The 12,052-nt window shown below is 62.1% G+C and carries 13 protein-coding genes; 7 read left to right on the top strand and 6 right to left on the bottom strand.

The window, feature by feature from the left end:
• Nucleotides 1-7: 7 nt before the first annotated feature.
• On the bottom strand, nucleotides 8-640 hold the full coding sequence (locus V5N12_RS11910) for a phosphoribosyltransferase (RefSeq protein ID WP_332899386.1): 633 nt from the start codon (nucleotides 638-640) through the stop codon (nucleotides 8-10).
• A 132-nt stretch (nucleotides 641-772) separates the two neighbouring features.
• On the opposite strand from V5N12_RS11910, the gene V5N12_RS11905 reads away from it, so the two are divergent.
• Nucleotides 773-997 (top strand): hypothetical protein, encoded by a 225-nt coding sequence (locus V5N12_RS11905; protein WP_332899385.1) that lies wholly within the window; start codon nucleotides 773-775, stop codon nucleotides 995-997.
• Nucleotides 998-1,043: 46 nt separating this feature from the next.
• Here the strand turns inward: V5N12_RS11905 and V5N12_RS11900 are convergent, their stop codons facing one another.
• The 4 genes from V5N12_RS11900 to V5N12_RS11885 form a co-directional block, all read right to left on the bottom strand.
• Nucleotides 1,044-1,928, bottom strand: coding sequence for a cupredoxin domain-containing protein (locus V5N12_RS11900; protein WP_332899384.1), 885 nt, complete (start codon nucleotides 1,926-1,928; stop codon nucleotides 1,044-1,046).
• Nucleotides 1,929-2,097: 169 nt separating this feature from the next.
• Complete coding sequence (locus V5N12_RS11895; RefSeq protein WP_332899383.1) at nucleotides 2,098-2,403, bottom strand: hypothetical protein; 306 nt, start codon at nucleotides 2,401-2,403, stop codon at nucleotides 2,098-2,100.
• A 55-nt stretch (nucleotides 2,404-2,458) separates the two neighbouring features.
• The gene (locus tag V5N12_RS11890; RefSeq protein ID WP_332899382.1) at nucleotides 2,459-2,734 is read right to left on the bottom strand and encodes an ArsR/SmtB family transcription factor; all 276 of its coding nucleotides are present in this window, start codon (nucleotides 2,732-2,734) and stop codon (nucleotides 2,459-2,461) included.
• A gap of 95 nt (nucleotides 2,735-2,829) precedes the next feature.
• A complete protein-coding gene (locus V5N12_RS11885; RefSeq protein ID WP_332899381.1) occupies nucleotides 2,830-3,114 on the bottom strand; it encodes a DUF357 domain-containing protein in 285 nt (94 codons plus the stop codon).
• Nucleotides 3,115-3,246: 132 nt separating this feature from the next.
• Between V5N12_RS11885 and V5N12_RS11880 the strand changes: the two genes are divergently transcribed.
• Both V5N12_RS11880 and V5N12_RS11875 read left to right on the top strand, forming a co-directional pair.
• On the top strand, nucleotides 3,247-4,308 hold the full coding sequence (locus V5N12_RS11880) for an NAD(P)/FAD-dependent oxidoreductase (protein ID WP_332899380.1): 1,062 nt from the start codon (nucleotides 3,247-3,249) through the stop codon (nucleotides 4,306-4,308).
• Nucleotides 4,309-4,428: 120 nt separating this feature from the next.
• Nucleotides 4,429-4,719: a DUF7545 family protein gene (locus V5N12_RS11875; RefSeq protein WP_332899379.1), complete on the top strand. Its 291-nt coding sequence runs from the start codon at nucleotides 4,429-4,431 to the stop codon at nucleotides 4,717-4,719.
• 72 nt (nucleotides 4,720-4,791) lie between these two features.
• Here V5N12_RS11875 and V5N12_RS11870 read toward each other — a convergent pair whose 3' ends face one another.
• Complete coding sequence (locus tag V5N12_RS11870; protein WP_332899378.1) at nucleotides 4,792-5,460, bottom strand: 2,5-diamino-6-(ribosylamino)-4(3H)-pyrimidinone 5'-phosphate reductase; 669 nt, start codon at nucleotides 5,458-5,460, stop codon at nucleotides 4,792-4,794.
• Nucleotides 5,461-5,550: 90 nt separating this feature from the next.
• Between V5N12_RS11870 and V5N12_RS11865 the strand changes: the two genes are divergently transcribed.
• From V5N12_RS11865 to V5N12_RS11850, 4 genes are read left to right on the top strand one after another with little or no spacing between them, the layout of a single operon-like run.
• Entirely contained in the window at nucleotides 5,551-6,819 is a 1,269-nt protein-coding gene (locus tag V5N12_RS11865; RefSeq protein WP_332899377.1) for a Single-stranded DNA binding protein, read from the top strand.
• The gene (locus V5N12_RS11860) at nucleotides 6,816-8,300 is read left to right on the top strand and encodes an RPA family protein (protein ID WP_332899376.1); all 1,485 of its coding nucleotides are present in this window, start codon (nucleotides 6,816-6,818) and stop codon (nucleotides 8,298-8,300) included. Before V5N12_RS11865 ends, V5N12_RS11860 begins: the two co-directional genes overlap by 4 nt.
• Entirely contained in the window at nucleotides 8,300-9,043 is a 744-nt protein-coding gene (locus V5N12_RS11855) for a metallophosphoesterase (protein WP_332899375.1), read from the top strand. Before V5N12_RS11860 ends, V5N12_RS11855 begins: the two co-directional genes overlap by 1 nt.
• Before the next feature lie 43 nt (nucleotides 9,044-9,086).
• Nucleotides 9,087-11,936, top strand: coding sequence for a DEAD/DEAH box helicase (locus tag V5N12_RS11850; protein ID WP_332899374.1), 2,850 nt, complete (start codon nucleotides 9,087-9,089; stop codon nucleotides 11,934-11,936).
• Nucleotides 11,937-12,052: the final 116 nt, after the last annotated feature.

Below are 12,052 nucleotides of genomic sequence, written 5' to 3'. Positions count from 1 at the left end.
AACCGATTTACCGCTCGTAAGTGGCGAGGGCCGCCATCGCCGCTTCGTCGCTCACCTGACCGAAATCTTCATAAAACTGTCCCACAGCGCTGAAGTACGCGGGCGTCATCTCACAAATCACCTCATCAGCCTCGCTCATGAGCCGCTCTGCACCCGATTCAGACGCAACGGGCACCGCGAGAACCACGCGGCTCGCGCCCGCTGCCTTCGCCAGCCGTACGCAGGCGAGCGCCGTCGCCCCGGTCGCCAGCCCATCGTCAACGATGACGACGCGCTTATCCGTCAAGTCGGGGGGCGTGCGCTCCCCCCGATACCGTTTTGCCTTCGCTTGAGCGGTTTCGTGTTCGCGGGCAATCGTCTCTTTGAGGTACTCTTCAGACACACCGAGTGTCTGGATGAGCGGTTCGTTTCGCCAGACGCTCCCGTCTGCTGCGACCGCGCCAACGGCGAGCTCCGGGTTGTCGGGCGCACCGAGCTTTCGCGCGACGATAATGTCGAGTGGCACGGCGAGGAAATCTGCGACGATTTTGCCAATGGGCACCCCACCCCGTGGAATCGCAAGGACGATGTCCGCCACCACGTCGTGGGCATCGACGACCGCCGCGAGTTTCTCGCCCGCGTCAGTTCGATTTCGGTACATCAATGAAAATAGGCGCGCACGCGGCTTAAACCCCGTCTGGACTAGCGAATGGGTTGCACCGAAACACGCCACGCATCACACAGTCTCCCTCGACAGAAACTATTTATCGAACGACTCGGGTTGAGAAAACGCATGATTAACCCCGTCGGTATCTTCTTCCTGCTTGGGGGACTCCCGGCGGCGCTGTGGCCCTCTCGACTCGCGCGGCTTGGCGAGCAGTTGGACGCAATCGGCAGCACGACACCGCTCGACCGAGTCGAACCTGCAGAATGGAACGTCCTGTTGACACGAGTTCTCGGCATCGGGATGATACTCGTCGGCAGCTTGGCAGTTCTCAGCAGCCTTGCGGCCGGGTGACCCGCCAGTGAAAAAGTGTAGAACGTGCTGCGTCACTTCAGTTCGCTCAGCTGGTTTCGGTTCCCGTTTCTTCGCCGTCTGGATTTGCCTCTCCGTCAGTTTCTGAGCCGCCTTCGCCCCCCTCTGCGAACAGCTCATCAGGATTGAACGTGGGAATCTCTCCTTTGAGGTCTTCCCACGCGATGGGACCGTTGTCGATGATGTTCTGTGGCGTGAGTTTCTCTGCGTCGAGCACGGCGGCCACCGGCAGCGGCAGTTGTTCGCTTCCGGCAGGTGCTTTGGGCTGCTCACAGCCATCCCCGGTGACGACGACGCGCATCACCATTCCAAGATCGAAATGCGGGAGGCACATGATGTCGTACACACCCGGCTCCGTGAACTGATAAATCCAATTCTCCCCGCTCATGACTGGGGGCGAGGAGAAGGGTGCGGCTCCCTCGGGAATCCGCCGTGGCAGGCCGAAAAATCGTGGGTGGATTGCCGTCACCGTGTGGAGGTCAGCAGAGGCGTTCGGGAACTCGATGATGTCGCCGACACTGATGGCGAGGCCGACCGGGTCAAAATAGAAATCAGGGAAGCCTTCGGCCTCTCCGTCCGTCTGCTCGTCACTATCCCCCTCTTCGGGGAACAACACGTCCGCGTCGTCAAGCCGCAGTTCAACTGTGTGTTGGGGCATGAGCGTCTCTGGGAGGTCGAGTTCGGACGTCAACGACGCGTACCCCATCAGGTCGTCGATGCACGGCGGACAGTCGTTGTCGGCTTGGAATGTTGACTGTGTCCCACCCCTCGCACTTGTCTGCGTCCCGTCCCCTGTTTCCCCAGCGGCGACCCCACCGAGCGCCGCCACCGCGGTTCCCACGCCGAGCGTCCGAAGGACGGTTCGTCGCGTTGGCAGGCTGTACCTCGAATTCTCGCCGGTGTCTCGTGACATGGCGACTTGATGTTTCCGTGAAGGGTCGTTATTATCCGGTGGCCAAGGTAACATACCACATACTGGAGACGAACTGGTGGAGGTGGTACTGAAATCCGCTTTTAACCCATGAAAACTCGTGTGCGTCACCGCGCTGGTAGTTCTCCGTGTGGCGATTGTTCAGTTCCTGTCAGTCCCACGCTGTCCACGAGAGAAACAGGAGGCCAATGAACTGCAACACCGCGAGCAGCATCATCGCCTGCCAGACGATTTCGGGCACTGCAGAGGCGTACCACGCAGAGAGGTCGGGGTCGATGAGGTAGTAGTAGAGCGTGAGCGCGTTCTGAGCGAGCAAGAACAGCGAGAAGATGAATAGACCGATTGTGTGTTTAGAGCGGAACTGCAGATAGTTACGACCCCACACGTAGCCGAGTCCTGCGAGGAGGAGGACGTTTAGTGCAGTTGCGCCCTGTGCGACCGTGACCCAGATACTCATCTACCTCCACCTACCTTACTGTCACATATAACGACTAGCCCAAATTCGACCATAATCACTCCACCTGCGCTATGATTTGCTCTATCGTATCCCAGTGATGGCGAGCGTTCTCACTGGGGAGATAAATCGCTCCGTACTCATCGCCGCTCGTCGTCACAATGTTGTTATCCATGAGAACATCGAGGTGGTGTCTGACCGTCTTGTAGTTGAGGGCTAAGTCTTCGGCTAGTTGGTTTGCGTTCCGCGGTTGCTGATTCAGCGTCTTGAGCAGGCGAACGCGGTTGGCTCCGCCTCGGGTACCAGTCAACACGTACCAGAGGACGGCCTCCATTGTTCTGCATCTCTCACCCACACCATGTAAGCCCATCGACAGAGGAGGGTGTCAGATTCACGCCGTCGGTCACTTCCACCTCCTTTGACACGCGGTCAGACAGTGAACAGATGCCCCTCGTCGGGAACCTTGAACAGCCCAATGCGCGCACCCGCGTCCATCCAGCCGTGGCCGTAGGAGAACGACGCGAGGGCGTTCACGAGGTCGTCATTTGCCTTGAAGTGTCGGCCGTCGTCGAGATACGATTGGCCCATCTCGCGGTACTCGGCGGCTGACTCCCCGAGTGGCGTGTTCGGCGGATTCACGTCTTCTGCGGCGTCTAAGGCCTCGGCCAGCAGTCGTTCGTAGCGGTCGGTCTTCTCTGCTAAATCAGCGGCCATAGAACCCCGTTGTCGGGGACGAATATGGGCCTTGGCACCGACGGCAGATCTGTGCCCGAACACCCGGACGAAATCGTGCTGACTGCGCAAGACAGCGCAAGGTAAATACTTGTCCACGGTCAATTTGTGCACATGACAAAAGGCGACGCAGCCGAGGTTGAGCACCACCGACTCGTGATTGCCGGTTCCGGCATCGCGGGGCTCACCGCGGCCATTTATGCGGCTCGGTCGAACAACGAACCGCTCGTTCTCGAAGGCACAGAGCCGGGTGGCCAACTCACCTTGACCACCGAGGTGGACAACTACCCTGGCTTCCCCGAGGGCATCAGCGGGCCTGAACTCGTGAACAACATGAAAGCACAGGCAAAGCGCTTTGGCGCGACCGTGAAAAACCGCGTCGTCAAATCGGTCGACGCCTCGGAGCGCCCGTTCCGCATCGAACTCACCTCGGGCGACGTCATCACCGCAGACGCCTTCATCGCCGCCTCCGGTGCGAGCGCCCGAACGCTCGGCATCCCCGGCGAGGACGACCTCATGGGCTACGGCGTCTCGACGTGTGCGACCTGTGACGGTGCGTTCTTCCGCGACCAGGAAATGGTCGTCATCGGCGGCGGCGACGCCGCGATGGAGGAAGCCTCCTTCCTCACGAAGTTCGCCTCGAAAGTCTACCTCGTCCACCGCCGCGAGGAGTTCCGCGCCGAGGACTACTGGATCGACCGCGTCAACGAACAGGTCGAAGCAGGCGAAATCGAAATCCTCCGCAACACCGAGGTCACGGAAATCCACGGCTCGCCAGAAGACGGCGTGAGCCACGTCACGATGATTCGTCACCCCGAGGGCCACCCCTCCGAGAAACTCGACGACCCCGCTACTGAAAAATTCGACTTCGAGACGGGTGCGGTGTTCCTCGCCATCGGCCACACGCCGAACACGGCCTACCTCGAAGGCACGGGCGCGAAGATGGACGACGCTGGCTACCTCATCACGAAAGACGGCAAAGGCGCACACCAGACCGCAACGGACGTGCCCGGCCTCTTCGGCGCGGGCGACGTGGTGGACTTCCACTACCAGCAGGCCATCACCGCAGGCGGCATGGGCTGTCAGGCCGCCATCGACGCAGACGACTACTTAGAGGAGTTAGACCGCGAGAACCGCGCTAAAGAACAGGTCGCCGCCCCCGAATCCGACGACTAAGCGCTCGATTTCTCTCGCAGCTTCTCTCTGTTTTCCAACCCCACGAGCCACCGCACCGCGTGTGCACGCACGAAGCACAGATTCCACAGACCCTTTACGTCCACGCGCAAAGTGAATCCCATGTCTGATTCCGTAGAGACAGCCACGTTCAGCATCGAATCCTCGGACGGTTCGACCGACGAAGTCGAACTCCCAACCGAACTGCTTTCCCTGCTCTCAGAAGAGGAGTCCACCGCAGAAACCGTCGCAGACGTCGTTCTCATCGGCTTCGCCCAGCGCGCTCACGCCCTCGTCCACCACGCACAGGGCGAGTTCGACGCAGACGTAGAAGCCATCGAAGAGAGCGTCCTCGAAACCTTCGAAGAGCGCTTTGGCATGACGTTCGCCGAGATGACCGGTCACGACCACTAACTCGTCTTCACACTCTCTCGCTTTTCACCGGTCGAGAGCGCCGCGAGTGGCGAAGAAAGTTCACCAAGGCCCTCACTTTTTCGCTGGGACGTAACTCAGCACGACGCCGTCGTCCATCCGTTCAACGTTCGTCAACTCCAGTTTCGGGAAGCCAGCGACGAATCCTTCGCCGTCTGCGAGCGTCGGGGCTTCGCGGCCGCCGATAATCATCGAACCGACGAACACGGTGAGTTCGTCTACGAGGCCTTCTTCGAACAGCGAGAAGATGAGTTCGCCGCCGCCTTCGACCATTATCGACTCGATGCCGTGGTCTGCGAGGGCGTCGAAGGCGCTCGTGAGATTGACGCGCTCTTCGCCTGCGGTGATGATGGTGACGCCCTTGCGTTCGAGTTTGCGGATTCGCGTAGGGTGGGCCGCTTCGCTCACGAGCAGGTAGGTGTGGGCGCGCTCGTCGAAAATCTGGGCGTCTCGTGGACAGCGGGCGTGGGAGTCTGCGATGATGCGAGCCGGATTTTCGGGGACGCCGCGGGCTTTGCGTGCCGCGCGGCGTGTCTCGTCATCGACGGTCAGGCTCGGGTCGTCTGCGACGACGGTTCCCGCCCCGACCATGATGGCATCGTTTTCCGCACGAATGGCGTCCATGCGGTCGAAATCGGCGTCGCCGCTGATGACCACCTGCTTTCGGCGGCGGTGTGAGAGCTTTCCATCCACGCTCATGGCTGCATTGACGACGACGCGCATGGGAGATGATAGGTCAGACGCGTGAAAACAGCTTTCGGTAGGGGTGGCTCCCACGAACGCTTTTTATGGAATCCGCACGAAGGTTTGGTGATGAGTCTCGAAGACACCGCCGAAGAGCTTGCCTCCGCTCTCGGCGCAGACAAAGCGGAGGTCAAACGCGACTTAGAAAACCTCGTCCAGTACAGCGTTCCACTGGAAGAAGCGAAACAGAGCGTCCGCCGAAAGTACGGCGGTGGCGGGGGTGGCGCGCCCACGCCCGAAACCGTCTCCATCGCGGACATCGGAACGGACAGTTCCAACGTCACGGTGACGGCCAAAGTGCTCACCGTGGGCAAGCGCTCGATTCGCTACCAGAACGAGGACCACCTCATCCACGAGGGGGAACTCGCAGACGAGACGGGGAAGATTTCCTACACCGACTGGCACGACTTCGGCCTCGAAGCTGGTGACACCGTCACCGTCACGAACGCCGGCGTCCGCGAGTGGGAGGGGAATCCCGAACTCAACCTCGGGGACAGTTCCTCAGTTGACCCGGCAAAAGCCATCGAGGTACCGTTCTCAGTGGGTGGCGACAAGCCACTCACCGATCTCAAACCCGGCGACCGCGGCGTCAACGTCGATGCCGTGGTCAGCGAAGTGGAGGAAAAAACCATCAGCGGCCGCGACGGCGAGACGACCATCCTCTCTGGCGTCCTCGCTGACGATTCCGGTCGCTTGCCGTTTACCGACTGGAACCCACACGGGGAACTCGAAGCGGGCGCGTCCGTCCGCATCACCGGCGCGTACGTCCGCGAATTCCGTGGGATTCCGTCGGTCAACATCTCGGAGTTCTCGGCCGTCGAAGCCCTCGACACAGACCTCGAAGTGAGCGACGATGCGCCGCGAAAGCGCATCGACGAAGCCGTCGGGATGGGTGGGCTGTTCGACGTAGAAATTGTTGGCAACCTGCTGTCGGTGCGCGATGGCTCCGGCCTCATCCAGCGGTGTCCGGAGTGCAATCGCGTCACCCAGAAGGGCCAGTGTCGCTCGCACGGGCAGGTAGACGGGTACGACGACCTGCGCGTAAAGGCGATTCTCGACGACGGCACCGGCGCGCTCACCGTCATCTTAGACCGCGACCTCACCGAACAGGTGTACGGCGGATCGCTCGAAGATGCCCTCGACGCCGCCCGCGAGGCGATGGACCAAGAGGTCGTCGCGGACGCCATCCGCGAGAACGTCGTGGGCGGCGAGTTCGTGGTTCGGGGCAGTCTGAGCGTCGATGACTACGGCGCGAACCTCGATGCGACATCGTTCCGCAAATCCGACGACGACCCGGCCGCGCGTGCGACGGCCGTGCTCTCGGGGGTGGACGCATGAGCGCAACTCCTGTGGGCCGCGAAGTCGCCCACCGCCTGTTTGCCGCGGAATTCGACGCCGCATCCATGTCCTACTCGGAGTCGGACGAAGAGCGCGCCCCGAACTACGTCGTCACGCCGACCGGCGCGCGCGTCAACCGGATGTTCGCCGTGGGCGTCCTCACGGAAGTCGATACGGTGAACGAAGACCAGCTTCGCGCCCGCATCGTCGACCCGACCGGCGCATTCGTCGTGTACGCAGGGCAGTATCAGCCAGAAGCGCTCACGTTCTTAGAAAACGCCTCCGTGCCGACGTTCGTCGCCGTGACGGGCAAGGCGCGCACGTTCGAGCCAGCGGACTCAGACCGCGTCTACACCTCAATCCGCCCTGAGAGCATCAGCGAAGTCGATGCAGAAACTCGCGAGCGGTGGACGGTCACGACCGCAGAGCGCACCTTAGAGCGCATCGAAACCTTCGCAGGCGCACTCGCGCTCGACGCGCGCGGCGACGACCTCTCCGCGCAACTCGCGGCCCAGGGCGTAAGCGAGAGTCTCGCCGCGGGTATCCCGAAGGCAATCGAGCACTACGGCACGACGACTGCCTATCTCGCGGCGATGGAGACGCTCGCAACGCAGGCGCTCGAAGTGGTCACGGGCGACCGCGATTCGGTGCCGTCGTTCGACGCCGTTCCGTCGATGGCCGGGCCGGAATCGCCAACTCGCGTCGCCTCGTTCGAGGCGGTCGAAACGGTGACTGACGCGGCCGACGAGGGTATCGAATCCGTGGAAGCCGAAGTCGAAGCCGAACTCGATGCCGAGGATACGGAACCCGAACCGACGGCCGAAGCGGAATCTGAGACGGTCGAAACAGACGAAGCGGTCGTCGAAGACAGCGAGCCAGAAGTCGAAGAACAGGTTGTGGAATCAGAACCGGAAATCGACACCGAGCCACCGGAGGAAGACGCGACGGGAACCGTCCCCGAAGCAGAACCCGTGGACGCAGCCGACGCGACGGCGACCCAACAGGCAGAACCCGCAGACGACGTGGACGACGAACTCGGCGACTTCGAGGAAGACGATGACCTCGAAGACTTCGAACCCGGTGAGTTCGACGAGATGTACGAGATGGACGACGAGGAGCGAAAGGAGGTCGAAGAGGAGTTCGGCACCGAGTTCTCGACCGGCTCAGAAGTAGGTCCAGCAGGTGAAGCCGGTATCGAGGTTCCAGAGCCAGAAGACGTAGAGGAAGTGGCTGAGCCAGAACCCGAAGCAGAGACCGACGACGATTCGGCGGCTGACGACGCAGACGTAGACTTAGAAGACGCCGTCTTGACCGCGATGCGCGACTTAGATGACGGCGACGGCGCAGACCGCGAAGCCATCATCGCCGCCGTGATCGATGAACACGGCGTCTCCGTCGAGGCCGTCGAAGACGCGATTCAGGACGCGCTGATGGACGGGCAGTGTTACGAACCCGACGAATCGACGCTCACCGCAATCTGATGGTGAGTTCGGTCGAGCCGATTCCCGGACAGGCGGCGGCGATAGCCGACCTCTCCGGGAGTCGCGCGCTCGTCGTGGCCGACTACCACGCGGGCCTCGAAGTCGCCCTTCGCTGGGATGGGGTGTCCGTCCCGAGCAAGGCGGGCGAGCGCCGCGACCGACTCCTCGAATTGAAAGCAGAAACGGCCGCAGACCGCGTCATCATTTTGGGGGATTTCGGCAACGCCATCGGCGCTGGCCCAGACGAAGAAATCGCCGAGATTCACGACTTGCTTTCGGCCCTCGACTGTCCCGTGACCGTCGTGAAGGGCAACCACGACGGCGACATCGAAGAACACATCGAGGGTATCGAGGTGACACCCGCCCACGGCATCCGCATCGGTGACGTTGGCTTCGCTCACGGGCACACGTGGCCCTCGCCGGACGTGTTGGAAGCCGACGTTCTCTGTACCGCACACGAACACCCGCAGGTGAACCTCACCGACGAAGTCGGTGGCGGGCGAACCGAACGCGTCTGGCTTCGCGGGACGGTCAACCCCGAACCTTTTGCCGAGTTCCACGGCCGGGCGTTCGACGGCGGCGCGCCATTCGTCGTGTTCCCTGCCTTCAACGACCTCGTCGGTGGGACGTGGGTGAACGCGCAGAAAGATGGCTTTCTCTCGCCGTTTTTGCCCGACGGCCTCCGTGACGGCGAGGCGTACCTCCTCGACGGCACGCGCCTCGGAGACTATTCGACCATCTGACTGGCCGCGCGGTTTAACCTCCTCTGGCCGTTACCCAGCCACAATGTCAGACGGTGAGGTCGCGGGTGCGGACGCGTTTACGTATCTCGGTGAGTCGGTGCGCACGGCGCTTTCTGCGCGCGGATTTTCGACGCCCACCGCCCCCCAGCGTCGCGCCATCCCGCCGCTCGCCTCCGGCCGCGACGCGCTCGTCATCGCGCCGACCGGAACGGGAAAAACGGAAACGGCCATGCTTCCGGTGTTCGACGCCATCGTCGCCAAATCGACCGAGGAGCGCGCCGGAATCTCCGCACTCTACATCACGCCGCTTCGTGCGCTGAACCGCGACATGCGCAGCCGCCTCGACTGGTGGGGCGACACGTTAGATGTCACGGTGGACGTGCGCCACGGCGACACCACGCAGTACCAGCGAACCAAGCAAGCGAACGACCCGCCGGACGTGCTCGTGACGACGCCGGAGACGCTCCAGGCGATGCTGACGGGGAAAAAGCTCCGCCAGGCCCTCTCCGACGTGTCGCACGTCGTCGTAGACGAGGTACACGAACTCGCGGCTTCGAAGCGCGGCGCACAGTTGACGATTGGCTTAGAGCGCCTGCGCGAACTCGCCGGGCCATTTCAACGAATCGGCCTCTCTGCGACTGTGGGCGACCCCCGAGAAGTGGGAAAATTCCTGACCGGCGACCGCGGGTGTGCTATCGTCGAAGTGGACGTGGGCAGTCGCGTTGATTTGACCGTGTTCGAGCCAGCAATCACGGCCGAAGACGACCGACTCGCGGGACGGCTGATGACCGAAGCCGACATCGCAAGCCACGTTCGGGCCATCCGTGACCTCGTGGACGGCCACGAATCGACGCTCATCTTCGTGAACACGCGCCAGACCGCAGAAGCGCTTGGCTCACGCTTCAACGAACTCGACTTGAACATCGGCGTCCACCACGGGTCGCTCTCCAGAGACGCTCGCGTGGAGGTCGAAGACCAGTTCAAAGCCGGTGAAATAGACGCACTACTCTGTACTTCCTCGATGGAACTCGGTATCGACGTGGGGCGGGTTGACCACGTCATCCAGTATTCGAGCCCGCGCGAGGTTTCGCGGATGCTCCAGCGCGTCGGCCGGGCCGGACACCGACGGGATGCGACCTCCCACGGAACCATCATCACGACCCGCCCGGACGACACCTTCGAGGCGATGGTCATCGCCCGCCGGGCCGGGGTGAACGACGTCGAGGAGACGAACATTCATCATGGGAGCCTCGACACCGTCGCAAACCAGATTGCAGGCGTCGTGATGGACTTTGGTGACATCTCGGGACGCAAAACCTACGAAATCGTGACGCGCGCCTACCCGTTTGCCGACCTCACCGAAGGGCAGTTCAAGGAAGTCATAAAAGAACTCTCGCACAATCGCATCCTCTGGTTGGACGAGGAGAAAGACCTGCTCTCGAAGGGTGGGGGAACGTGGCGGTACTTCTACGCGAACCTCTCGATGATTCCCGACGAGGAGACGTTCGAGGTGTACGACATGGCGAGTGGGCGGCAGGTCGGCACGCTAGACGAGCGCTTCGTCGTGAACTTCGCCGGGCCGGGTGAGGTGTTCATCCAGCGCGGCGAGATGTGGCGCATCACCGAAATCGACGAGGAAGAACAACGCGTGCAGGTGACCCCCATCGAAGACCCCTCCGGCGAAGTGCCGTCATGGACGGGAAGCGAGATTCCAGTGCCGTTCGAGGTTGCCCAAGAGGTCGGTGAGGTTCGGGAAGTCGCCGCCAGCCAGTTAGAGGGAAACGACGACCGCGAAGCCGTCGCGCGCTTCCTCGGCAAACGCTACCCCGCAGACCGCAGAACCATCGAAGAAGCGCTCAAGCCGCTCTCCCGACAGCGAGAACAGGACCATCCCGTGCCGACGGACGACCGTGTCGTCATCGAATTCCAGGGTCGGACGCTGGTCGTCAACGCCTGTTTCGGCCACAAGGTGAACGAAACGCTCGGGCGCGTCCTGTCTGCATTGATTGGCCAGCGCACTGGTTCGTCGGTCGGCCTCGACGTAGACCCCTACCGCATCGAACTCGAAGTGCCCCGCGACGTGACGGCGCGTACGGTGGTTGAGGTGCTCGAATCGACCGACCCTGACCACCTCCAACCACTCATCGAGTTGAGCCTGAAAAACGCAGACGCGCTCAAGTTCAAGCTCGCACAGGTCGCAGCGAAGTTCGGCTCGCTCCAGAGTTGGCAGGGCGATTCGCGCCGTCAGTTCGGCCTCGGCCGCCTGCTCGCCGCACTGGATGAAACCCCCGTGTACGACGAAGCCGTGCGCGAAATCCTCCACGAGGATTTGGACGTGGGACGGGCGGCCGAGGTGCTCTCGCGGATGCAGTCGGGCGACATCGAGCTCGTCACCGTCGGCGGCCGAACGGCGATTGGCATAGACGGGCGCTCGTCTGGTCGGGAACTGCTCGCGCCCGAAAATGCGGATGCGAGCGTCATCCAGACGGTGAAAGAACGCATTCAGGAAGACCAGCTGCTGCTCTTTTGTCTCCACTGTCAGGAATGGGAACGCACACAAAAGGTGCGGAGAATCCCCGACCAGCCACAGTGTCCCCTGTGCGAATCGAGTCGGATTGCCGCGCTCAATCCGTGGGCCGACGAAGTTGTTTCGGCGGTCAAAGCACGCGAGAAGGACGACGACCAAGAGAAGATGACCCGTCGAGCCTATCGGTCTGCGAGCCTCGTCCAGAGCCACGGCAAGCAAGCCATCATCGCGCTCGCCGCCCGGGGCGTCGGCCCGCACAACGCAGCGCGTATCATCGGCAAGTTACGAGAAAACGAAGACGAGTTCTATCGCGATATTCTGGGACAAGAACGCCAGTACGCCCGCACCAAATCGTTCTGGGATTAGTCGAGTTTCACCGGATGGATATGATGGCCACACGGACGGAACGCAGCGTTCTCGGGCCCGCTGATGACGGTTCCAGTGACGGGCCGGTTGCAGGTTGGGCAACAGCGCTGTTGCTC

This window comes from Haladaptatus sp. CMSO5 (assembly GCF_036689885.1).
Classification (GTDB): Archaea; Halobacteriota; Halobacteria; order Halobacteriales; family Halococcaceae; genus QDMS2.
This window is presented reverse-complemented; position numbering and strand designations above follow the sequence as displayed.

Coding starts and splice junctions, on each gene's coding strand:
- V5N12_RS11910 (WP_332899386.1), bottom strand. CDS start 640: ATGTACCGAAATCGAACTGACGCGGGCGAGAAACTCGCGGCGGTCGTC.
- V5N12_RS11905 (WP_332899385.1), top strand. CDS start 773: ATGATTAACCCCGTCGGTATCTTCTTCCTGCTTGGGGGACTCCCGGCG.
- V5N12_RS11900 (WP_332899384.1), bottom strand. CDS start 1,928: ATGTCACGAGACACCGGCGAGAATTCGAGGTACAGCCTGCCAACGCGA.
- V5N12_RS11895 (WP_332899383.1), bottom strand. CDS start 2,403: ATGAGTATCTGGGTCACGGTCGCACAGGGCGCAACTGCACTAAACGTC.
- V5N12_RS11890 (WP_332899382.1), bottom strand. CDS start 2,734: ATGGAGGCCGTCCTCTGGTACGTGTTGACTGGTACCCGAGGCGGAGCC.
- V5N12_RS11885 (WP_332899381.1), bottom strand. CDS start 3,114: ATGGCCGCTGATTTAGCAGAGAAGACCGACCGCTACGAACGACTGCTG.
- V5N12_RS11880 (WP_332899380.1), top strand. CDS start 3,247: ATGACAAAAGGCGACGCAGCCGAGGTTGAGCACCACCGACTCGTGATT.
- V5N12_RS11875 (WP_332899379.1), top strand. CDS start 4,429: ATGTCTGATTCCGTAGAGACAGCCACGTTCAGCATCGAATCCTCGGAC.
- V5N12_RS11870 (WP_332899378.1), bottom strand. CDS start 5,460: ATGCGCGTCGTCGTCAATGCAGCCATGAGCGTGGATGGAAAGCTCTCA.
- V5N12_RS11865 (WP_332899377.1), top strand. CDS start 5,551: ATGAGTCTCGAAGACACCGCCGAAGAGCTTGCCTCCGCTCTCGGCGCA.
- V5N12_RS11860 (WP_332899376.1), top strand. CDS start 6,816: ATGAGCGCAACTCCTGTGGGCCGCGAAGTCGCCCACCGCCTGTTTGCC.
- V5N12_RS11855 (WP_332899375.1), top strand. CDS start 8,300: ATGGTGAGTTCGGTCGAGCCGATTCCCGGACAGGCGGCGGCGATAGCC.
- V5N12_RS11850 (WP_332899374.1), top strand. CDS start 9,087: ATGTCAGACGGTGAGGTCGCGGGTGCGGACGCGTTTACGTATCTCGGT.